The 21134-nt window shown below is 73.0% G+C and carries 19 protein-coding genes; 12 read left to right on the top strand and 7 right to left on the bottom strand.

Annotation, left to right across the window (positions count from 1 at the left end; translation table 11 throughout):
- Nucleotides 1–43 precede the first annotated feature (43 nt).
- The gene (locus ACWD35_RS28335; protein WP_451354137.1) at nucleotides 44–820 is read left to right on the top strand and encodes a polysaccharide deacetylase family protein; all 777 of its coding nucleotides are present in this window, start codon (nucleotides 44–46) and stop codon (nucleotides 818–820) included.
- On the opposite strand, the gene ACWD35_RS28340 is transcribed toward ACWD35_RS28335, so the two are convergent.
- Nucleotides 793–1662, bottom strand: coding sequence for an alpha/beta hydrolase (locus ACWD35_RS28340; RefSeq protein ID WP_451354138.1), 870 nt, complete (start codon nucleotides 1660–1662; stop codon nucleotides 793–795). The genes ACWD35_RS28335 and ACWD35_RS28340 overlap by 28 nt on opposite strands.
- A 97-nt stretch (nucleotides 1663–1759) precedes the next feature.
- The gene (locus tag ACWD35_RS28345; protein WP_451354139.1) at nucleotides 1760–2701 is read right to left on the bottom strand and encodes a LysR family transcriptional regulator; all 942 of its coding nucleotides are present in this window, start codon (nucleotides 2699–2701) and stop codon (nucleotides 1760–1762) included.
- A 101-nt stretch (nucleotides 2702–2802) separates the two neighbouring features.
- Here ACWD35_RS28345 and ACWD35_RS28350 point away from each other — a divergent pair, with 101 nt between their 5' ends.
- The 6 genes from ACWD35_RS28350 to ACWD35_RS28375 all read left to right on the top strand — a co-directional run bounded on the left by ACWD35_RS28350 (nucleotide 2803) and on the right by ACWD35_RS28375 (nucleotide 11263).
- Complete coding sequence (locus ACWD35_RS28350) at nucleotides 2803–3690, top strand: SDR family NAD(P)-dependent oxidoreductase (protein WP_451354267.1); 888 nt, start codon at nucleotides 2803–2805, stop codon at nucleotides 3688–3690.
- A gap of 190 nt (nucleotides 3691–3880) precedes the next feature.
- On the top strand, nucleotides 3881–5074 hold the full coding sequence (locus ACWD35_RS28355; RefSeq protein ID WP_451354140.1) for an EfeM/EfeO family lipoprotein: 1194 nt from the start codon (nucleotides 3881–3883) through the stop codon (nucleotides 5072–5074).
- Nucleotides 5071–6300 (top strand): iron uptake transporter deferrochelatase/peroxidase subunit, encoded by a 1230-nt coding sequence (gene efeB, locus ACWD35_RS28360; protein WP_451354141.1) that lies wholly within the window; start codon nucleotides 5071–5073, stop codon nucleotides 6298–6300. The genes ACWD35_RS28355 and efeB overlap by 4 nt, the downstream gene beginning before the upstream one ends.
- Nucleotides 6301–6513: 213 nt before the next feature.
- Nucleotides 6514–8319 carry a phospholipase C gene (locus tag ACWD35_RS28365; protein ID WP_451354142.1) on the top strand — a complete coding sequence of 602 codons (1806 nt, stop codon included), beginning with the start codon at nucleotides 6514–6516 and terminating at the stop codon, nucleotides 8317–8319.
- A gap of 202 nt (nucleotides 8320–8521) precedes the next feature.
- On the top strand, nucleotides 8522–9523 hold the full coding sequence (locus ACWD35_RS28370) for an aminoglycoside phosphotransferase family protein (RefSeq protein ID WP_451354143.1): 1002 nt from the start codon (nucleotides 8522–8524) through the stop codon (nucleotides 9521–9523).
- Between the two features lie 174 nt (nucleotides 9524–9697).
- A complete protein-coding gene (locus tag ACWD35_RS28375) occupies nucleotides 9698–11263 on the top strand; it encodes a N,N-dimethylformamidase beta subunit family domain-containing protein (protein ID WP_451354144.1) in 1566 nt (521 codons plus the stop codon).
- Between the two features lie 421 nt (nucleotides 11264–11684).
- On the opposite strand, the gene ACWD35_RS28380 is transcribed toward ACWD35_RS28375, so the two are convergent.
- Both ACWD35_RS28380 and ACWD35_RS28385 read right to left on the bottom strand, forming a co-directional pair.
- Complete coding sequence (locus tag ACWD35_RS28380) at nucleotides 11685–12356, bottom strand: response regulator (RefSeq protein WP_451354145.1); 672 nt, start codon at nucleotides 12354–12356, stop codon at nucleotides 11685–11687.
- Complete coding sequence (locus ACWD35_RS28385; RefSeq protein WP_451354146.1) at nucleotides 12353–13537, bottom strand: sensor histidine kinase; 1185 nt, start codon at nucleotides 13535–13537, stop codon at nucleotides 12353–12355. Before ACWD35_RS28385 ends, ACWD35_RS28380 begins: the two co-directional genes overlap by 4 nt.
- A 224-nt stretch (nucleotides 13538–13761) precedes the next feature.
- On the opposite strand from ACWD35_RS28385, the gene ACWD35_RS28390 reads away from it, so the two are divergent.
- The gene (locus ACWD35_RS28390; protein WP_451354147.1) at nucleotides 13762–14334 is read left to right on the top strand and encodes a GlcG/HbpS family heme-binding protein; all 573 of its coding nucleotides are present in this window, start codon (nucleotides 13762–13764) and stop codon (nucleotides 14332–14334) included.
- A gap of 82 nt (nucleotides 14335–14416) precedes the next feature.
- On the opposite strand, the gene katG is transcribed toward ACWD35_RS28390, so the two are convergent.
- The gene (katG, locus tag ACWD35_RS28395; RefSeq protein WP_451354148.1) at nucleotides 14417–16645 is read right to left on the bottom strand and encodes a catalase/peroxidase HPI; all 2229 of its coding nucleotides are present in this window, start codon (nucleotides 16643–16645) and stop codon (nucleotides 14417–14419) included.
- Between the two features lie 33 nt (nucleotides 16646–16678).
- Nucleotides 16679–17116, bottom strand: a complete 438-nt coding sequence (locus ACWD35_RS28400; RefSeq protein ID WP_451354149.1) for a Fur family transcriptional regulator — start codon at nucleotides 17114–17116, stop codon at nucleotides 16679–16681.
- A gap of 348 nt (nucleotides 17117–17464) precedes the next feature.
- Here ACWD35_RS28400 and ACWD35_RS28405 point away from each other — a divergent pair, with 348 nt between their 5' ends.
- From ACWD35_RS28405 to ACWD35_RS28415, 3 genes are read left to right on the top strand one after another with little or no spacing between them, the layout of a single operon-like run.
- Nucleotides 17465–18841, top strand: a complete 1377-nt coding sequence (locus tag ACWD35_RS28405; RefSeq protein ID WP_451354150.1) for an MBL fold metallo-hydrolase — start codon at nucleotides 17465–17467, stop codon at nucleotides 18839–18841.
- Nucleotides 18842–18880: 39 nt separating this feature from the next.
- Nucleotides 18881–19252 carry a rhodanese-like domain-containing protein gene (locus ACWD35_RS28410; protein WP_451354151.1) on the top strand — a complete coding sequence of 124 codons (372 nt, stop codon included), beginning with the start codon at nucleotides 18881–18883 and terminating at the stop codon, nucleotides 19250–19252.
- On the top strand, nucleotides 19249–20001 hold the full coding sequence (locus ACWD35_RS28415; RefSeq protein WP_451354152.1) for a sulfite exporter TauE/SafE family protein: 753 nt from the start codon (nucleotides 19249–19251) through the stop codon (nucleotides 19999–20001). The genes ACWD35_RS28410 and ACWD35_RS28415 overlap by 4 nt, the downstream gene beginning before the upstream one ends.
- A 45-nt stretch (nucleotides 20002–20046) precedes the next feature.
- Here the strand turns inward: ACWD35_RS28415 and ACWD35_RS28420 are convergent, their stop codons facing one another.
- Nucleotides 20047–20328: a metal-sensitive transcriptional regulator gene (locus tag ACWD35_RS28420; protein ID WP_451354153.1), complete on the bottom strand. Its 282-nt coding sequence runs from the start codon at nucleotides 20326–20328 to the stop codon at nucleotides 20047–20049.
- Nucleotides 20329–20404: 76 nt separating this feature from the next.
- Here ACWD35_RS28420 and ACWD35_RS28425 point away from each other — a divergent pair, with 76 nt between their 5' ends.
- The gene (locus ACWD35_RS28425; protein WP_451354154.1) at nucleotides 20405–20974 is read left to right on the top strand and encodes a rhodanese-like domain-containing protein; all 570 of its coding nucleotides are present in this window, start codon (nucleotides 20405–20407) and stop codon (nucleotides 20972–20974) included.
- Nucleotides 20975–21134 lie beyond the last annotated feature (160 nt).

Raw genomic sequence — 21134 nt, forward strand, 5'->3', positions numbered from 1 at the left:
GTGCACGGGAGGCATCGGCACACGGGCTGGGAGCGGGGCGGACATGGGGCGGCACAGCGGGCAGGGTTGGTACGGCCGGGTGGTAGCGGCTGCGGTCGGGGTGACGGCACTGGCCGCCGCGACGTCGGTGTGGACGGCACAGGCCGGCCCGGCCGCCGGCCAGGGACAGGCCGGCGCGGGTGCCGCGGCCCGCCCCGCCGCGCCGAAGGCGGCGGCCGTGTCCGCCATCATCGCCCACGCCTCCGACCACGGCGACCACGCCGTCAACATCACCATCGACGACGGCCCGGACCCGGCCTGGACCCCGCAGGTGCTCCAAGTGCTGCACGAGTACGGCGTGAAGGCGACGTTCTGCATGGTCGGCACCCAGGCCCAGGCGCACCCGGATCTGGTCAAGCAGGTGGTGGCCGCCGGGCACCGGCTGTGCGACCACACGGTGTCGCACGACACCACCATGGACACCAAGTCCGAGGCCTACCAGTCGCAGCAGATCCTGGACGCCGAGCAGCAGATAACGAAAGCCTCCGGGGGCGTACGGCCGATGTACTACCGGGCCCCGGGCGGCGCGTTCACCCCGTACAGCCGGAAACTGGCGGCCTCGCACGGGATGCGGCCCCTGGGCTGGAACGTCGACTCGAAGGACTTCGAACGGCCGGGCACCGACGCCATCATCGCCACCGTCAAGGGCGAGCTGGGCAACGGCCCGACGCTCCTGTTCCACGACGCGGGCGGCGACCGCTCGCAGACCGTGGCCGCCCTGCGCACGCTGCTGCCGTGGCTGAAGCAGCAGGGCTACGCGTTCGGTTTCCCGGTGCGCTGAACCTCCCGGCCGGCGGCCTCACCCTCCCCGGTGACGATCGTACGCAGCGCGTCGACCACCACGGGCCAGGCCGCCGAGCCCGGTTCGATCACCTCGAAGTGCCCGCAGTCGGGCAGCTCGTGGAGCGTCGCGCCGACGCGGGCCGCGTAGTCACGGGCCATGGCCACGGGCAGCGCCTCGTCGAGCGCGCCGTGGATCACGACCGTACGGCCGGCGGGCGCGCCGAGGACCGCGGGGTCGGCGGCGGCGTACCGGTCCGGGACCTCGTCGCGTGCGCCACCGAGGAATGCGGCGACCGCGCCGCGACCGCTGCCCAGTTCGTCGGCCAGGGCCAGGTCGGCCGTGGGCGCCAGGGCCAGCACGCCGAGGAGCGGGGGCGGGGCGAGCGTACGACCGGGCGCGCCCTCCGGCAGCCGGTGCCGGACGCCGGCCCACAGGGCCAGGTGGCCGCCTGCGGAGTGCCCCGCGTACACCACCCGCGCCGGGTCGACCCGGCCGGGCGCGGCCTGCGCGGCGAGGCCGGGCAGCCGGTCGACGGCCTCCGCGCTGTCGGTCAGGGTGACCGGCCAGCCGCCGCCGTCGCCGACCCGCCGGTACTCGACGCTGACGACCGCGCATCCGGACTCGGTGGCCAGTGCACGGGCGAATCCGGCGACGTCCTGCCGGTCGTGCTCGGCACGCCAGAACCCGCCGTGGAAGAACAGCACCAGGGGTGCGGCCCGCCAAGCCCCGGGGTCCGCCAGGGCGTTGTCGTCGAGCGGCAGGAAGAGATCGGCGACCTGGTCCGGATGTGTGCCGTAGCGGAGCGGGAGCGGGGAGGCAGGGACACGGGACTTGCTCATGCTCGTACCTCGATTCGCAGTACCTCGTTTCGAGATATGAGCATACAGCAGAGCACGCCCGGCATCAGGCGTGGAAATGCCTGTGCGTCACCCGCGGTCAGGGGGACGGTGACGGCCGCTCCGGCGGGCCGATGTCGAGTGCCGCGGCGCGGACCGCCGCCGCCACCCGCGTGACCGCGTCGCTCGGCGGGTGGGGCAGTCGGGCCAGGAGCAGGCGGCGCTGCTCCTGGGGTCCGCCCCGCACCGGCAGGATGCGCACACCAGGCGGGGCCGCGGAGGCGAGCGAGGCGGGCATGGTGGTCAGCCCGCACCCGGCCGCGACGAGGTGCAGCTTGGCCAGCCAGTCGCGGGCGGTGTGGGCGATCTCGGGCCGCTCGTCCAGCCCCGGCCACACCCCCATGAGCCCGTCCTCACCGGCGGTGGAGCCGGCGATCCAGCGCTGCCCGCGCAGGTCGGCCACGTCGACGTAGTCGCCGCGGGCCAGCGGGTGGGACGTTGGCACCGCGAGACACAGCGCGCGTTCGGTGAGCGTCCGCAGCACGAGCGCGGGCGACTCGGCGTCCGGCGGGCGGAAGGGCGGCGCCGAGGCCAGGAGAGCGAGGTCGAGACTGCCGGCCCGCAGGGCGCGCACCAGTGCCGGGGTGCTGCCCTCCCGGGTGACGACAAGGAGTCCGGGGTCCGAATGACGCAGGGCGGCAAGGGCTTTGGACAGCAGCACGGCTCCGGCGCTCGGGAACCAGCCGAGGCGTACGGTCCCTGCCTGTCCGGGCAGGCCCGACAGCTCCCGCGCGGTGGCGTCGATCTCGTCCAGGACGACCGTCGCGCGGCGCATCACCACGCGGCCCGCCGCCGTCAGCCGTACGCCGTCGCGCCGGCGCTCCAACAACTCGGCGCCCGCGACCCGTTCGATCGCGGCGATCTGCCGCGACACCGCGGACTGGGTGTAGCCCAGCGTCGCCGCGGCAGCGGTGAAGGTTCCCTGTTCGGCCACCGCGCGGAAGACCCGCAGCGCGGTCAGCGACACATCCGTGAAGTCCATGACGATTACGCATACTAGTGGTGCGTAACTTTCGTTGGACGCATGATCCGACGATTCCTAACGTTGCAGTCATGAACGCATCGCGAACCAACGCAACTCGAATCAACGCCTCCCGCATCGCCCTCGTCACGGGCGCCAACCAGGGTCTCGGCCGCGCGCTCGCCGAGGGCCTCGCAGCCGGCATGGGCCCCGACGACCTCGTCCTGCTCACCGGCCGCGACCGGCAGCGGGTCACCGACGCGGCCCGCGAGGTGGCGCAACTGGCCGGCACCCGCAGCCGGGTTGAGGAGCGGGTCCTGGACGTGACCGACACCGCCGCCATCTCCGAGCTGGCCGACGAACTGCGGCAGCAGTACGGCGGGGTCGACGTCGTGATCTCCAACGCCGTGGCCCGGGTGCTGCCCGGGGATTCGCAGTCCGCGCGCGCCGACGAGTTCATCGACGTCTCCAACTCCGCCACCCACGCGATCCTTCGCTCCTTCGGCCCGATCCTGCGGCCCGGCGGGCGGCTGCTCGTCGTCGCCAGCAGCCTGGGCACCCTCGGCCACCTCGACCCCAGGCTGCACCGGCTGTTCGACGACGCGAGCCTGGAGCAGGTCGAGTACGCCGTCGAGTCCTGGCGCACCGCCGTCCACAACAGGACGGCACAGGAAGCGGGTTGGCCGGTCTGGCTGAACGTGCCCTCCAAGGTGGCCCAGGTCGCCGCCGTGCGCGCGGTCGCGGCCGAGCGCCGCGCGCGGGACCTCGCCACGGACACTTTGATCGCCTCCGTGTGCCCCGGCATGGTCGACACCGCCACCTCCCGCCCCTGGTTCAGCGACTTCAGCGAGGCCCAGTCCCCCGCCGAGGCCGCCCGCGCGGTACTCGGCCTGGTCTTCGCCGAGCGCGTCGAGCCTGCCCACTACGGGGAGTTGGTCCGCTTCGGCCAGGCTCTGGACTGGCACGCCGGCGCCCCGCTCGTCGAGCAGGACCTCGTGCTCACGCCGTGAGAGCGCTCAGGGACGGGCCGCCTCCGGGGACGGCTGCTCACGGGGACGGCCGGTGAACCCAGGGGGAATTCTTGGTCACCGAATCGCCTGAACAGCCGTTCGGTTCCGGCCGACTGCCTAGCATGAAGGTGTCCCCTCGGCCGTTCACACCGGGCGGACATCGTCCCAGCTCGTCCCCGAAAGGCTCACCATGCCGCTGCCCCGCCTCCGCAGGCGGTCCGTGCCCCTGCGGTCGGCCGCGGTGGTGCTCCTCGTCCTCGCGGTGGGCTGCGCCGGGACCCTGGCCGCCTTCCTCGGCCGACGGCACCCGGCCGACGCGTCCCGGCACATCTCCGTCGAGGTGTCGCCGAGCCGCTGCGGGCGGGGCTGGACACGGCCGGTGCCCGGGGTGCAGACCTTCGACCTGCACAACACCTCCGACGACGCCGCCGAGGTCTACCTCGAAGACCCGGGCAGCCGGACGGTGTACGGCGAGGTGGAGGGCATCGGCCCCGGGACGACGCGGCAGTTGACCGTGCGCCTGGGCCGGGGGACGTACGCCTTCCTGTGCGTGCCCGACGACGCCGACGCCGTCACCGGGCCCCGAGTCCGCGTCGGCTCGGGCCGGCGCGGCCCGGGCGCAGTCCCCGTCACGGAGCACGATCTGATCCCGCCGGCGATCGAGTACCAGAAGTGGGTCGGTGGCGGGCTCGACAAGGTCGTGGGGCTCACGCGGAAGCTGCGGCAGGCGATCGACCGCGGCGACCTCACCGCCGCCCGCTCCGACTGGCTGCCGGCGCATCTGGAGTACGAGCGGCTGGGGGCGGCGTACGACGCCTTCGGGGACGCTGACGGGCGGATCAACGGCACGGACGCGGGGCTCGCCGGCGGAGTGCGCGACAAGGACTTCACCGGCTTCCACCGCGTCGAGTACGGCCTGTGGCAGGGGCAGTCGGCCGCGGAGCTGCGCGGCCCGGCGGCGGCCCTGGCCAAGGCCGTGTCGGGGCTGCGTGACAGCTGGTCGCAGACCCGCATGGACCCGGCCCAGCTGGGTCTGCGCGCACACGAGATCCTGGAGAACACCGTGCAGTTCGAGCTGACCGGCCGGACCGACTACGGCAGTGGCAGCAACCTCGCCACAGCCCGCGCCAACCTCGACGGCACCCGCCAGGTGCTGTCCCGGCTGCGTCCGCTGCTCGCCACCCGCTATCCCCGTCTGGCCGGCCTGGACCGGGAGCTGGACCGCGCGCAGCACACGCTCGACGGCTTCCGGCACGGCGGCCGGTGGACCCCCCTGGACCGGCTGAGCCGCGCCCAGCGGGAAGGAACGGACTCGGTCTTCGGCGACCTGGTGGAACCGCTGGCCTCGGTGGCGACCCTGTGTGACCCGAGGAGGACGGTGTGAGCGCGCAGGAGCCGACCGGTGGGGTGGCGCGGCGCGGTTTCCTGCGCGGTGCCGCCCTCGCGGGCGCGGGACTTGCCGCGGGCGGTGCGGCGGCTCCGGCCACGCAGCCCGGCCCGGACGCAGCACCCGCGGCGCCCTTCCACGGCGTCCACCAGGCGTCCGTGCTCGCCGCGCCGCGCCGCGCGAGCGTGTTCGCCGCCCTGGACGTGACCGCCGGCGATCGGGCGGACCTCGCCGACCTGCTGCGCACGCTCACCGACCGCGCGCGATTCCTGACGTCCGGCGGGACACCCGCGCCGGTGGGCATCACCGCCCCGCCCGCCGACTCGGGCATCCTCGGCGACCGGCTGCCCGCCGGGGCGCTGGCCGTGACGGTCGGCGCCGGTGCCTCGCTCTTCGACGACCGGTTCGGTCTGGCCGCGCTGCGGCCCCGGCGGCTGACCGCCATGCCCGTCTTCCCGGACGACGACCTCCAGACCGACTGGTGCCACGGCGACCTCAGCCTCCAGTTGCACGCCGACGACCTGGACACCGCCCTGCACGCGCTGCGCGACTTCGCCCGGCACACCCGGGGCGGCATGCAGGTCCGCTGGCGGCTGGACGGCTTCACCAGCCCGCCCCGGCCCTCGGGCACCCCGCGCAATCTGATGGGGTTCAAGGACGGCATCGCCAACCCGGACGCGAGCAGCGCCCGCGAGATGAACCGCCTGGTGTGGGTGGACGCGGGTGCGGGCGAACCGGAGTGGGCGGTCGGCGGCAGCTACCAGGTGGTGCGGCTCATCCGGATGCTCGTGGAGTTCTGGGACCGGGTCTCACTCAGCGAGCAGGAACGCATGTTCGGACGGTCCCGGTCCTCCGGCGCGCCGCTGGACGGCGACCAGGAGCACGACACACCGAAGTACACCGACGACCCCAAGGGTGACGTCATCCCGCTGGACGCCCACATCCGGCTCGCCAACCCCCGTACGGCCGCCACCGAAGGCCAGCGCATCCTGCGCCGCGCCTACAACTACGACCGCGGCATGGACCACAACGGCAATCTCGACATGGGCCTGCTGTTCTGCTGCTACCAGCAGGATGTGGCGCGGCAGTTCGAGGCCGTGCAGCGCAGGCTCGCGGGCGAGCCGCTGACCGACTACATCAGCCCGTTCGGCGGCGGCTACTTCTTCGCGCTGCCCGGCGTCCGGGACGCGTCGGACTGGTACGGGCGGGCCCTGCTGACCTGAGCCTGTCCGGACAACTCGTCGTGGTTCGGCACCCTTTCGGGTCAACACACCGTCAAACTTTGCCCCAGGTTCCCTGACTCGCTGTTCACTCATGGGCCACCATGGCTCCGCCGACGCGCCGTACACCTCACGCAGCATCCGTGCTCGTACGACGCACAGACGTTCCTGTTCGGAGGGTGAACCACCATGGCCAGCAATGGAAGACGAGCAACGATGAGCAGCCTGGGAGTGCTCGCCGGTGCGGCGGCACTCACCATGCTCGGCAGTGGCGCGGCCGGCTGGGCGGCCACGCCCTCCGGCGGGTACGCGGCGACCGCGACGCCCATCAAGCATGTCGTCGTGCTCTTCGACGAGAACGTCTCCTTCGACCACTACTTCGCGACCTACCCGAAGGCCGCGAACACCGACGGCACGAAGTTCCACGCGTCGCGGACCACGCCGCAGAACATCGACACGCTCGCGCACGCCGGGCTGCTGACGAAGAACCCCAACCAGTACACGCCGAAGCGGCTCGCCCCGTCCCAGGCGATGACCTGCGACCAGAACCACAGCTACGGCGCCGAGCAGTACGCCGCCGACGGCGGCAAGGCCGACCAGTATGTGCAGAACACCGAGGTCGACAAGTGCAGCGGCGGCCTGTTCGGCGAGCCCGGCCTGGTGATGGACTACTACGACGGCAACACCGTGACCGCGCTGTGGAACTACGCCCAGCACTACTCGATGTCCGACCGCGCCTTCAGCTCGGCCTACGGGCCCTCCACGCCCGGCGCGCTCAACCTGATCTCCGGTCAGACGCACGGCGTGATCTCCGTGGACCCCGCCTCCGGCACCGAGAACCCGAAGCAGACCCCGACGCCGGACGCGTACACGGTCAAGTCCCCCGACGCCAAGGGTGTCGGCACGGTCATCAACGACCCCGACCCCGCCTTCGACGACTGCTCGGACAAGAACCACACCAGCACCAACGCGCTCGCCGCGATGCAGGGCAGGAACATCGGTGACCTGCTCAACGCCAAGCACGTCAGCTGGGGCTGGTTCCAGGGCGGCTTCCGCCCGACCACCGCGTGGGACGCGCAGCAGGGCCACTACGCCAAGTGCGAGGCCGCGCACACCAACATCGGTGGCGCGTCCGTGCCCGACTACAGCCCGCACCACTCGCCGTTCGAGTACTACAAGTCCACCTCCAACCCGCACCACCTGGCGCCCAGGAACGTGGACGAGATCGGCCACGCCGGACAGGCCAACCACAACTACGACCTGACCGACTTCGGCGCGGCGCTCAAGGCGGGCAAGCTGCCGGCCGTCAGCTTCGTGAAGGCCCCCGAGTTCCAGGACGGCCACGCGGCCTACTCGGACCCGACCGACGAGCAGCACTTCCTGGTCAAGCAGATCAACGCGATCCAGAGCTCCCCGCAGTGGAAGTCCACGGCGGTCGTGATCGCCTACGACGACTCCGACGGCTGGTACGACCACGCCTACGCGGCCCCGCGCAACGGCTCGAAGGACACCTCGCTGGGCTCCAACGGCAAGGCGACGGACAGCCCCGCCTGCCAGGCCGGCCCGGCGGCGTCCGGCGGCTACGCGGACCGCTGCGGTCCCGGCACCCGCCAGCCGCTGCTCGTCGTCTCGCCCTACAGCAAGGTCAACAAGGTCGACCACATGCTGACCGACCAGGCGTCCATCACCCGCTTCATCGAGGACAACTGGCACACCGGCCGCATCGGCGACCACTCCTTCGACGCCGGTGCCGGCTCGCTCGCGGGCATGTTCGACTTCGCGCACCCGAACAACAAGCAGGTGCTGCTGCACGCGGACGGCTCGGTGAAGCACATCGGCCCGATCGAGCCGGTCGCCCCGGTGGCCACGAGCATCACCCCCGGCCCGGCGATGCAGAACACCGCGTCCGCCTCCTCGTCGTCCCCGGCCGTGCCGGTCGGCCTCGGCGTGGGCGCCCTGCTGGCCGCGGGCATCACGGGCACGTACCTGACCCGGCGCCGCAGGCAGCACACGGCCGCCTGACACCGCCCACCCGCCCCGCAATGAACGACGCCCCCGGCCGCCAGCCGGGGGCGTCGCCGTTGTGCTCCCCAAGCGCCGCTGACCGTGATGCCGTTGAGGCGACGGGACCCTCCCGGATCGCTCACGGACTTCCGCGGCCTTCTTCTCCCCGGGTACGGAAAACCGCTGGCCACGGGGCGGCCCCCGTTGCTGGAATGGCGTGATGCAGGACGAAGCAACGATGGCCGTGGACCGCGGGCAGTACGAGGGCGCTGTGACTCCGTGGGAGGACGAGTCCTGGCGGGCCGCCGCCCTCGACTGGGTGGCGGACGGGCTGGCGGCACAGGGGCTGCGGGCGGCCGGGGGCTGGCGGGTGCGGCTGCGGCCGTGGTCCGTCCTGGCGCGGGTGCCCGTGGCGGGCGAGGACCCGGTCTGGTTCAAGGCGAATCCGCCGGCCAGCGCGTTCGAGGGGCCGCTCACCGCAGCGCTGGCCCGCTGGGTGCCCGGAGACGTGCTGGAGCCGCTGGCCGTCGACGCCGAGCGCGGCTGGTCGCTGCTGCCCGACGGGGGCGAGCTGTTCCGGGACGTCCTCTCCCGGACGGCCGTCGAGCCCCGCGCCTGGGAGGACCTGCTCTCGCAGTACGCGAGCATGCAGCGCGCCCTGGTGCCGTACGCGAGCGAGATCGAGCGGCTGGGCGTCCCGAGCGCACGGACCCCCGCCCTGCCCGAGGTCTTCGACGCGCTGCTCGCGCAGAACACCGCGCTGGAGACGGAGGACCGTGCGCGGCTCAGCGCTCTCAGGCCGCAACTCGTGGATTGGTGCGATGAGTTGGCCGCCGTGGGCATCGAGGACACCCTCGACCACTCGGATCTGCACGACGGCCAGCTGTTCCACCCGGCGCCGGGCCGGTTCACCTTCTTCGACTGGGGCGACGCCGCCGTCTCCCACCCGTTCTGCAGCCTCCGGGTCCCGGCCGAACGGGCCGTCGACCGGTACGGCCCCGGCGTCCTGCCCCGGCTGCGCGACGCCTACCTGGAGCCCTGGACGGGTACCGGCCGCACGGCGGCCGAGCTGCGGCGCGCGATGAGCCTCGCGTGGCGCCTGAGCGCCCTGGGCCGCGCCTGCTCCTGGGGCCGTCTCTTCCCGACCGCCTCCGGCACCGGGCCGGGAGACACGCACAGCGCCGACTGGCTGCGGGAACTCCTGGACGAGCCGCCGCTGTAGGACGCGCGGCTCACCCGAACGGCTCAACGGCCGGCTCCCGGCGGCGGGCGGCCCCCGCCCGTACCTGCGTGCGCCGATACCGGGCTGCCCGGCCCGCGTCGCGGTTGCGCGAGTCGCGCAGGGCTCGGAAGCCTGGCTGAGGTACGAACCTCGAGGCGCGGTCCGGGAGGTGTGGTGGCTCCGGAACACGGCACGTCGCCGCCGGCCGGTCCCGGCCCGGACCGGCGGCGCTTCCTGACCCTGTGCGCGGGCCTGGGCCTCGGCACGGCGACGGCCTGCACGGGCACACCTCCGCATCGGGACGCCCAGGGCACCCGAGCCGCCCGGTTGCGGCCGGAGGCGGAGCGGGACGCCCCCGGCACCACCGACTGGCGCCTGCGCTCGGCGGGCCCGCCGGACGCGGTGGCCGGGTACACGGACCAGGTGAGCGTGACGCCGGGTGAGGCGTGCGGCCTGCACGTGTCGACCACCGCCGCGTCGTTCCGTGTCTCCGCCTTCCGGGTCGGCTGGTACGGCGGTGCGCAGGCCCGCCGCATATGGACCTCGCCCCGGATACCGGGCCGCGCCCAGCCGCACCCGCACCTGCTGCCGGCCACCCGCACGGTGCGCGCCGACTGGCCCGCGACGCTGTCCCTGGACACCGCCGGCTGGCCGGAGGGGGCCTATCTGCTGCGGCTGGAGGCGGACACCGGGCAGCAGCGGTACGTCCCCCTGATCGTCCGCTCCACGGAGGCGGCGGGCCGCACGGTTCTGCTGCACGCCCCGGCCACCTGGCAGGCGTACAACCGCTGGGGCGGCTACAGCCTCTACGACGGCCCGGTGGGCGGGTACGCCACGCGTTCGCTCGCGGTGAGCTTCGACCGCCCCTACGACGGCAACGGCGCCGAGAAGTTCCTGGTGTACGAGCGGGCGCTGGTGGTGCTGGCCGAACGCCTGGGCATCCCGCTCGCCTACACCACCGGTGTCGACGTGCACCGCGACCCCGCGGTGCTGCGCGGCGCGCACGCGGTCGTCTGTCTGGGCCACGACGAGTACTGGACGCCACAGCAGCGGGCGCACGTCACGCAGGCGCGCGACGCCGGTACGAACATCGCCTTCCTCGGCGCGAACACGTGCTTCCGGCGGGTCCGGCTGGAGGCCGGGCAGGGGGCGGGCGACCGCACGGTGATCTGCTACAAGTCCGCCTACCGCACCGACCCTTGTTACGCCTCCGCCCCGGAGCTGGTGACCACCGACTACCGGCGCCCGCCCGCCCCCGACCCGGAGTCCTCCCTCACCGGCGTGCTCTACGAGGGGTATCCGGTGGACGCCCCCTACGTCGTCCACGCCGCCGATCACTGGCTGTACGACGGCACGGGCGTACGCGCCGGTGAGCGCTTCGCCCACCTGGTCGGCGTCGAGTACGACCGGGTCACCCCCGCCGCCCCCACCCCGGGCCCGCTGGAGATCGTCGCGCACTCCCCGCTGGTCTGCGGCGGCCGGCCCAGCCACAGCGACTCGGCGTACTACACGACCGCCGGCGGGGCGGGCGTGTTCGCGACCGGCACCATGCGCTGGGTGGAGGCCCTGCTGGCCGGCACCGGCGAGCTCGGCCGCGACCACGGCATGGACGGCCGCACCCGCACGTTCGTCACGCGCACCACGGAGAACGTCCTGCACACCTTCGCCAAGGGCCCGTCGACGCGGTACGGCCCGGCACCCCGGAGCAACGTACCCGAGGTGTACGGCACAACGACCTGACCATAAGCGCGAGTTGACGACCCCTCAGGCCGTCGGGGCTCCCGCCCCCGTCGCACGGAGCTGGTCTCTGCGGGCGTTGTTGTACTGACGCCAGAAGTGTTTCGCCACGGCGCAGAGAGCGGCATCGGCCTGGCACTGGCGGCAGGCGGCTACGTGCTGCTCGTACGTGATACGGGCGTTTTCCAAGGCGTCGTTGACAGAGGACATGGGGCATCTCCGGGCAGGGCGCGCGTCCACCGGACGGCGCAGAAGTTGACTGACTGGTGCAACCGGAAACTAGGTGATCATATTACTGCCGGTACTGGGAAACCCGCGGTGAGCAGCACGATCACCGGTGATCTCCGGGGGCGGCTCACCGGTGTGAGGCCCCGATCCTCGCGCCCCGCGGAGGGGGTGTCATGAGTACTCCTACTCAGAACACTCAGGGCAGCAGCCGCTGTTCCTTCGCCACGGCCACCGCGCCCGCACGCGTGTCCACGCCGAGCTTGTCGTAGATGCGCCTCAGGTGGGTCTTGACCGTGGCCTCGCTGATGAACAGGGCGCGGGCGATGGCGTGGTTGGGCAGGCCCCGCGCGAGGTGGGCGAGGATGTCGCGTTCGCGTGGTGTGAGCGCCGGGCGGGGGTTGCGCAGCCGGGACATGACCCGGTCGGCGACCGGGGCCGACAGCGCCGGGCGGCCCTGGGCGGCGGCGTGGATCGCCGCGAACAGGTCCTCGGCGCGCTCGGCCTTCAGGAGGTAGCCGGTGGCGCCCGCCTCGATGGCCCGGGTGACGTCCGCGTCGGTGTCGTACGTCGTCAGGACCAGGACGTGCGGGGCGGGCGTGAGCTCGCGCAGCCTGCGGGTGGTCTCCACGCCGTCGATGCCGACGCCGAGTTGGAGGTCCATGAGGACGACGTCCGGGGCGGCCTTGCGGGCGAGGGCGAGGGCCTCTTCCCCGCTGCCGGCCTCGCCGACGACCTCGATGTCCGGCGCGCTGTGCAGGAGGGCCAGCAGACCGGCGCGTACGACGGCGTGGTCGTCGCAGACGAGGAGGCGGACGGGGGTGCGCTCGGACGGTCCGGGCGTCCCCGGTGTCTCGGGCGGTGTGCTCATCGGGGCTCCAGGGGGATCGACGCCGACAGGGCCGTGCCCCGGCCGGGGGCCGATTCGACGGTCAGGGTGCCGCCCAGCTGGCGCAGGCGGGCGCGGATGGCGGGCAGGCCGTGCCCGCGCTGCCCGGCGACGGCATCCGGGGATGCGGGCGCCTCGGGGTCAAAGCCGCGGCCGTCGTCCGTCACGTCCAGGACGATCTGGTCGTCCAGGCAGGTCAGGGTGAGGGCGGCCGTCGTGGCGCCCGCGTGTTCCCGGACATTGGCCAGGGCTCCCTGGGCGATGCGCAGCAGGGCGGACTCGACGGGAGCGGGCAGTGTGGCGGGCGGCGCGCCCTCGGCGTGCACGAGGACGGTGAGTGTGGGCGTCGTCTCGCGCTCGGCGACCGCGCGGAGCGCCTGGAGCAGACCGCCGCCCTCGGCGAGGTCGGCCGGGGTCAGGTCGTGGACGAAGCGGCGGGCCTCGGCGAGGCTGCGCTCGGCGATCTCCGCCGCCGTGCGGACGTGGTCCCGGGCCGTGCCGGGGGCGGTGTCCCACAGCCGGTCCGCAGCCTGGAGCAGCATGCGCTGGCTGGACAGGCCCTGGGCGAGGGTGTCGTGGATCTCCCGGGCGAGGCGCTCGCGCTCGGCGAGGGTGCCCTCGCGCCGCTCGGTGGCGGCGAGTTCGCGCCGGGTGCGGACCAGGTCGGCGATGAGCGCGTCCCGGCGGGCCGACTGCCGCTGCATGACGACGAAGACGGTGGTGGCCACGGCGGCCACGGCCGGCGGGGCGAGCAGGACGTTGGGGTCCGGCCAGCCCGCCAGGCTCAGCTGGGCCGCCACCGCCAGCGCGGTCAGCAGCGCGACGAGCGGGATCGCGGCGCGCGCCGGGAGGGTACGCAGGCTGGTGTAGAAGAGGGGGACCGCGCACCAGACGAAGCTGGGGGCCATCACCGCGAGCACCGCCCAGGTGCCCACCACCAGGCCCAGCCAGGTCAGCCGGCGCAGGGTGGGGCGGGTGCCGAGCGCCGGGCCGAGCACGTACAGCGCCGCCAGCAGCAGCGACAGCGCGATGATCCAGGGGGTGCGCGGGCCCTCGGCGTGCCGGGCCAGGTAACGGACGAGGGACGCGGACAGCAGCACGAAGAACGCCGTGTGCATGACGACGGTGAGGGCGCGGGTGTCGTCGCGTTCGGGCTCGGCCACCGGTGGCACCTCCCTCGTCTCCGCGCTGAACTGGGCAAACACCCTCCATTGTTCCCCGAGCCGACTCGGCCGGGGTCATCCGATCGGATGACCCCGGGGACACCCGGTACGTCGACCGTGAGAGGCCGGATCCGGGCCGAGGATCGAAACCGGAGCGATCCCGCTCCCCCGTTTCGGGCCTCCGGCGTTCAAGCCTTCGGCCATGCCTCAGGAAGGTGCCTCGTATGCACAGCCGCAAGAAGCCGTCCCGCCGTACCCGCGTCCTCGTCGGCGGCGCCGCCCTGGCCGTCGTCGGTGCCGGTGTCGTCGGTACCGTCGCCGCCAACGCCGCCGACTCCACCGGCGCCGCCCCCGCCGCCCCCGCCGCTCCCGTCGCGGCGGCGGGCGGCAACCTCACCCAGAGCACGCACCTCACCCTCGACGCCGCGACGAAGGCGGCGCAGGCCGCGGTGGACGCCGCCGAGAAGGAGGGCCAGAAGGTGTCGGTGGCGGTCGTCGACCGCAACGGCAACGCCCTGGTGACCCTGCGCGGCGACGGGGCGGGCCCGCAGTCGTACGAGTCCGCCGAGCGGAAGGCGTTCACGGCCGTCTCCTGGAACGCGCCCACCTCGGAGCTGGCCAAGCGGCTGACGCAGGTGCCGACGCTGAAGGACATCCCCGGCACGCTGTTCCTGGCGGGTGGCGCGCCGGTCACCGCCAAGGGCGCCCCGGTCGCGGGCATCGGCGTCGCGGGCGCCCCGTCCGGCGACCTGGACGAGAAGTACGCCCAGGCGGGCGCGGCGGCGCTCGGCCACTGACGCCGATCGCATACGCCGAGGGCGCCCGGCCGGCCCCTGCGGACCGGCTGGACGCCCTCGGCGGTGGTGCTCAGCCCGACGATCAGACGAGGTCGAACCGGTCGCTGTTCATGACCTTGTCCCACGCGGCGACGAAGTCCTTCACGAACTTCTCCTTCGCGTCGTCGCAGGCGTAGACCTCGGCGAGCGCGCGCAGCTCGGAGTTCGAGCCGAAGACGAGGTCGGCACGGGTGCCGGTCCACTTCAGCTCGCCCGTGGCGGCATCGCGGCCCTCGAACGTGGTCTGGTCCTCGGACGTCGACTTCCACGTCGTGCCCAGGTCGAGCAGGTTGACGAAGAAGTCGTTGGACAGAACGCCGGGCGTCTCGGTGAGGACGCCGTGCTGCGACTGCTGGTGGTTGGCACCCAGCACACGCAGACCGCCGACGAGGACCGTCGTCTCGGGGGCGCTCAGGTTCAGCAGGTTCGCCTTGTCGAGCAGCAGGTACTCGGCCGGCAGCCGGGTGCCCTTGCCGACGTAGTTGCGGAAGCCGTCCGCGGCCGGCTCCAGCGCCTCGAAGGACTCGGCGTCGGTGTGCTCCTCGGTCGCGTCGACGCGGCCCGGGGTGAAGGGCACCTCGACGTCGAAGCCGCCGTCCTTCGCGGACTTCTCCACGGCCGCGACACCGCCGAGGACGATGAGGTCGGCCAGGGAGACCTTCTTGGCGCCGGAGGAGGCGTTGAACTCCTGCTGGACGCCCTCGATCGCGCGCAGCGCCTGGGCCAGCTCGTCGGGCTCGTTGACCTCCCAGCCGCGCTGCGGCTGCAGGCGGATGCGGGCACCGTTGGCACCGCCGCGCTTGTCGCTGCCCCGGAAGGTCGAGGCGGACGCCCAGGCGGTGGTGACCAGCTGGGACACGGACAGGCCCGAGTCGAGCAGCTTGGCCTTGAGGGCCGCGATGTCCGCGGCGTCGATCAGCTCACCCTCGCGCTCCGGCAGCGGGTCCTGCCACAGCAGCGTCTCCTGCGGGACCTCCGGGCCGAGGTACAGGGACTTCGGGCCCATGTCGCGGTGGGTCAGCTTGTACCAGGCACGGGCGAAGGCGTCCTTGAACTGGTCGGGGTTCTCGTAGAAGCGGCGGGCGATCGGCTCGTAGACCGGGTCGAAGCGCAGCGACAGGTCCGTCGTGAGCATGTTCGGCGCGATCTTCTTCGAGGAGTCGTGGGCGTGCGGGACCGTGCCCTGGCCCGCGCCGTCCTTCGGCTTCCACTGATTGGCGCCGGCGGGGCTCTTGGTCAGCTCCCACTCGTAGCCGAACAGGTTCTCGAAGAAGTTGTTGCTCCACCGGGTCGGCGTGGTGGTCCAGGTGACCTCGATGCCGGAGGTGATGGCGTCCGCGCCCTTGCCGGTGCCGTAGCTGCTCTTCCAGCCCAGGCCCTGCTCCGCCAGGTCGGCGGCCTCGGGGTCGGCGCCGACGTGGTCGGCCGGGCCCGCGCCGTGGGTCTTGCCGAAGGTGTGGCCGCCGGCGATCAGGGCGACCGTCTCCTCGTCGTTCATCGCCATCCGGCGGAACGTCTCGCGGATGTCGCGGGCCGCGGCCAGCGGGTCCGGGTTGCCGTTCGGGCCCTCCGGGTTGACGTAGATGAGGCCCATCTGGACGGCGCCGAACGGGTTCTCCAGCTCGCGGTCGCCGGTGTAGCGCTTGTCGTCCAGCCAGGTGGTCTCGGGACCCCAGTAGACGTCCTCCTCCGCCTCCCACACGTCCTCACGGCCACCGCCGAAGCCGAAGGTGGTGAAGCCCATCGACTCCAGCGCGACGTTGCCGGCGAGGATCATCAGGTCGGCCCAGGACAGGCTCTTGCCGTACTTCTTCTTCACCGGCCACAGCAGACGGCGGGCCTTGTCCAGGTTGGCGTTGTCCGGCCAGCTGTTCAGCGGCGCGAAGCGCTGCTGACCGGCGCCGGCGCCACCGCGGCCGTCACTGATGCGGTAGGTGCCCGCGCTGTGCCAGGCCATACGGATGATGAGCGGGCCGTAGTGGCCGAAGTCGGCCGGCCACCACTCCTGGGAGGTGGTGAGCACCTCCTCGATGTCCCGCTTCACGACCGGAAGGTCGAGGGCCTGGAACGCCTCGGCATAGTCGAAGTCCTCGCCGAGCGGGTTGGCCACGGCAGGGTTCTTGGCAAGGATCTTCAGGTTGAGCCGGTCCGGCCACCACTGGCGGTTGCCGCCGCCCTGGGTCGGGTGCGGGGCGCGACCGTGCACGACCGGGCAGCCGCCGCTCCCCTCCTCCGACTTATTCGCGGCGAACTCGTCGTAGTTGTCAGTCATGGCAATCCTTCCGAACTGAACGGAACTCGGTGCTCAGAAACTGCGGCCGGTGGAGCAGTCGGGGCAGGTGCCCCAGTAGACGACCTCGGCCTCGTCGATGGCGAAACCGCGGTCGTCGGATGCGGTCAGGCAGGGCGCGTCGCCGACAGCGCAGTCGACGTCGGCTACGACACCGCACGCCCGGCACACGATGTGGTGGTGGTTGTCGCCGACCCGTCCTTCGAACCGGGCCGGGTGGCCGGCCGGTTCGATACGGCGTACGAGACCCGCGCCGGTGAGGGCGTGCAGGGCCTCGTATACGGCTTGCAAAGAGATGTGGCCCACGCGGGCACGCACCCCGGAGGCGATCGCCTCGACGCCGAGGTGATCTCCGTCCCGGACGGTCTCCAGCAGCGCGACGCGGGCTGCTGTCACGCGCAGGCCGGCACCGCGGAGCTGCTCGGCGGTGTTCGGGGTCGGGGAGGCGGTCATGAGACCGAACCTACCCCCATAAACACGAATCATTCAAGAAAACGAACGATGCAATTTTGATCGCGTGTCGCCGCCGAGGATTTGCTTCTGCGTGGCTTTGCTCCACGCGGCACCGCCGGGCGCGACGTCAGGGCACCGCCCGGCGGTGCCGCGGGAGCACGCACGCATCATCCGGCGCCGAGCGGCGGACCGCGGCACGGCAGGCCGGGGCGTCCTCCGAACGAGCGAGGGCTCGCCTCCCTCTGGGGCGCCGGCCTTCGCAGCCGCGCGGAATACCCCCCGGGGTATCCCTGTTAGGCTGAGTGACAGATACCCCCGGGGGTACATCACTCAAGAGGAGTCGCAGTCGTGTTCTTCGTTGAAACGCTGGAGTTCGAGGGCCTGGGCAATCGCAGCTACCTGGCCGGCGGGGCCAGGGTCGCGGTCGTGGTGGACCCGCCTCGGGACTTCGAGCAGGTCATCGCGGCGGCGGCCCGGCGTGGGGTGCGTATCGCGCTGGTGGCCGAGACCCATCTGCACAACGACTACGTCACCGGCGGTCTGGAGCTGGCCCGCGTGACCGGCGCCCGCTACCTGGTGCCGGCCGCGGCGGCGGTCGCCTTCGCCCGGACCCCGGTCGCCGACGGCGACACGTTCCTCGTGGACGAGGACCTGGTCCTGCGGGCGATCGCGACCCCCGGTCACACCCCGCACCACACCTCCTACGTGCTGGCAGAGGACGGCCGGGAGGTCGCGGCGTTCACCGGAGGTTCGCTGCTGATCGGCACCGTGGGCCGGCCGGACCTGGTCGAGCCGCGGCTGACCGAGCAGCTGGCCCGCGCCCAGCACGCCTCCGCGCACCGCCTGGCGGACGAGCTGGACGACGAAGTCCCGGTGCTGCCCACCCACGGCTTCGGCAGTTTCTGCTCCTCCTCCCAGGCGGAGGGGCACGCGAGCACGATCGGCCGGGAGCGCAAGAGCAACGACGCGCTGACCAAGGACGTGGACACCTTCGTCGCCGAGCTGCTCGCCGGACTGGACGACATCCCCGCCTACTACGCGCACATGGCCCCGGCCAACGCCGCAGGCCCCGCGCCCCTCGACCTCACCCCGCCGAAGCCCGCGGACGCCGCGGAGATCGCCGCCCGGCTGGCCGCCGGGGAATGGGTGGTGGACCTGCGCAACCGGGTCGCCTTCGCCGAGGGGCATGTGGCCGGATCGTTCAACTTCGAGGGCGCGGGCAAGCTCGCCACCTACCTGGCCTGGCTGATCCCCTGGGGCAAGCCCATAACACTGCTCGCCGAGACGCCCGAGCAGGTCACCGACGCACAGCGGGAGCTGGCCAGGGTCGGCATCGACCGCCCGGCCGCCGCCGCCACGGGCGAGGCGGCCACCTGGGTCCGGGAAGGCGAGCGGCTCGCCTCCTTCCCGCGCGCCGATTTCGCCGACCTCGCCGAGGTGCGTCGGCGCGGCGAGCAGATGGTGGTGCTGGACGTGCGGCGCGACTCCGAACGCGCGGGCGGATACGTCGACGGCTCGGTCCACATCCCGGTCCACGAACTGCCCGGCCGCATCGGCGAGGTGCCGGACGGCGTGGTGTGGGTGCGCTGCGCGGGCGGCATGCGCGCGGCGATCGCCGCCTCCCTGCTCGATGCCGCCGGCCGTGACGTGGTCGCCGTCGACGACGGCTTCGACGCCGCCGGCGCCGCGGGCCTCACGCTCGCCAGGTCCCACGGCACTGACTGAACGACTTTCCCCGCACCACCCGCACGGAGTGATCAAACGATGTTCTCGCTGTTCTCGCGTCTTCGCCGTGGCCCCGGCCGCCTCACCCCGCACGAGGCCCACCGGCAGACCGGCGACGGGCCGGCCGTACTGCTGGATGTCCGCGAAACACCGGAGTGGCAGGCCGGGCACGCGCCCGGCGCGCTGCACCTGCCGCTGAGCCGCCTGACGGCGGGGGCCGGGCTTCCGGCAGCCGCACAGGGCCGGCCGGTGGTTGCGATCTGCCGCTCCGGGAACCGTTCCCGCACGGCCGCCGGCCTCCTCGCCGCGCGCGGCGTGGAGGCCACCGACGTCGTCGGCGGCATGACCGCATGGGCCCGCGAGGGCCTGCCGGTCACCGACGACCGCGGCGCCAGCGGTGTCATAGCGTGAGCGCGCTGATCCTGGCCCTGGTCGCCGGTGCCGTGGTCGGGCTCGCGCTCGGCGCGCTCGGCGGGGGCGGCAGCGTCCTGGCGGTGCCCGCGCTGATCTACCTGCTCGGCTTCACCCCGGCCGCGGCCACCACCGCCGCCCTGATCATCGTCACTGCCACCTCGCTCACCGCCCTGTACGCCCATGCCCGCGCCGGCAACGTGCGCTGGAGAGCCGGTGCCCTCTTCGCCGCGGCCGGACTTCTGCCCGCCGCCGCGGCCGGAGCTGCCGCCTCCCGCCTGCCACAGCCGCTGCTGACCGCCGCGTTCGCCGCCGTCGCCGCACTCGCCGCCGTGCGCATGCTGCGTCCCGCCGGCCGGGCGAGCATCGGTCCGGCGTCGGCGGTACGGCCGGCGAAGGCAGCGGGGGCCGGTGCGGGGCTGGGGGCGCTGACGGGGCTGCTCGGGGTCGGCGGGGGCTTCCTCGCGGTCCCCGCCCTGGTCACGGTGCTGGCCTTCGAGATGCAGGCCGCCGTCGGCACCAGCCTGCTGGTCATCTCGACGAACAGCATGGCCTCGCTCGCCACCCGCGGAGCCACCACGGCCGGCCTGCACTGGGCGGTGATCGGCCCCTTCGCCGGGGCCGCGATCCTCGGCGCGTGGGACGGCAAGCGCCTGGCCGCCAAGGTCACCGGCACCCTGCTGCAACGGACCTTCGCGGTCTCGCTCCTGGCCGTGGCCGCCTTCATGCTCGTCGACGCCCTCACCTGAGCCCGAGGAGCCGGAGCGATGGGGTGCACGGCACCCCACCTGTGCTCAGGCCAGCGAAAGGAAGAGCTTCTCCAGGCGGGCGCGCATCTGCTCCCGGTCCTCGGAGGTCTCCGTGTCCCCGTCGGTCAGGCAGTGCTGCAGGCCGGTGGCGATGATCGCGAAGCCCGCCCGGTCCAGGGCACGGGAGGCCGCCGCGAGCTGCGTCACCACGTCCTCACAGTCCCGCCCGTCCTCGATCATCTTGATCACTCCGGCGATCTGGCCCTGCGCCCGGCGCAGCCGGTTGACCGCCGTCTTCAGTTCCTCAGCCGCCATCGACAGTTCCACGACCCACGCTCCTTCGAGATACCCCCTTGGGTATCCTAGCGAAGGGGTAACCACTGAACAGCAAAGGAAAATCCCCGTGGCACCCACCACTTCCCTCACCGCGGACCAGGCCCGCGCCCGCCTGCACGAGCTGACCGTCATCGACGTGCGCACCCCCGGTGAGTACGCCTCCGGTCACCTGCCCGGCGCCCACAACATCCCCCTCGACCGCCTGGACCAGGCCCTGCCCGCCCTGAGGACAGCCGCCGGCCGCGGCGACCTCCTCGTCGTGTGCGCCTCCGGCGCCCGCTCCGCGACCGCCGGCGAGCGCCTGGCCGAGCAGGGGATCACCGCCGCCACCCTCACCGGTGGCACCACCGCCTGGACGCAGCTCGGCCACGACACCCACCGGCCCGCCGGCGCCACCCGCACGCCCTGGGCCATGGACCGCCAGGTCCGCCTCGCCGCCGGCTCCCTCGTCCTGACCGGGCTGCTCGCCGGACAGCGCTGGCCCAAGGTCCGCCTGCTCTGCGCGGGCGTCGCCGGCGGTCTGGTCTTCTCCGCCCTCAGCAACACCTGCGGCATGGCCAAGATCCTCGCCAAGCTCCCCCACAACCAGCCCCAGGGCACCGACCTCGACGCCACCCTCGCCGCCCTGGCCGGCTGACACCGCCGGCCCGCGGGGCAACGCTCAGGCAGCGGTCACTCGTACGGGCGTACCGGTCCGGCCGTCCGTAGCATCGCGGCGGTTGTGTCGTTCGGCAGCAGTGTGATGTTTGCCACGTGACGTGATGGATCGGCGGTGAACGGGCAACGCTCCCCTTCAT

It is taken from the genome of Streptomyces sp. NPDC002671 (assembly GCF_053592475.1).

Coding starts and splice junctions, on each gene's coding strand:
- ACWD35_RS28335 (WP_451354137.1), top strand. CDS start 44: ATGGGGCGGCACAGCGGGCAGGGTTGGTACGGCCGGGTGGTAGCGGCT.
- ACWD35_RS28340 (WP_451354138.1), bottom strand. CDS start 1,662: ATGAGCAAGTCCCGTGTCCCTGCCTCCCCGCTCCCGCTCCGCTACGGC.
- ACWD35_RS28345 (WP_451354139.1), bottom strand. CDS start 2,701: ATGGACTTCACGGATGTGTCGCTGACCGCGCTGCGGGTCTTCCGCGCG.
- ACWD35_RS28355 (WP_451354140.1), top strand. CDS start 3,881: ATGCCGCTGCCCCGCCTCCGCAGGCGGTCCGTGCCCCTGCGGTCGGCC.
- ACWD35_RS28365 (WP_451354142.1), top strand. CDS start 6,514: ATGAGCAGCCTGGGAGTGCTCGCCGGTGCGGCGGCACTCACCATGCTC.
- ACWD35_RS28370 (WP_451354143.1), top strand. CDS start 8,522: ATGCAGGACGAAGCAACGATGGCCGTGGACCGCGGGCAGTACGAGGGC.
- ACWD35_RS28380 (WP_451354145.1), bottom strand. CDS start 12,356: ATGAGCACACCGCCCGAGACACCGGGGACGCCCGGACCGTCCGAGCGC.
- ACWD35_RS28390 (WP_451354147.1), top strand. CDS start 13,762: ATGCACAGCCGCAAGAAGCCGTCCCGCCGTACCCGCGTCCTCGTCGGC.
- katG (WP_451354148.1), bottom strand. CDS start 16,645: ATGACTGACAACTACGACGAGTTCGCCGCGAATAAGTCGGAGGAGGGG.
- ACWD35_RS28400 (WP_451354149.1), bottom strand. CDS start 17,116: ATGACCGCCTCCCCGACCCCGAACACCGCCGAGCAGCTCCGCGGTGCC.
- ACWD35_RS28410 (WP_451354151.1), top strand. CDS start 18,881: ATGTTCTCGCTGTTCTCGCGTCTTCGCCGTGGCCCCGGCCGCCTCACC.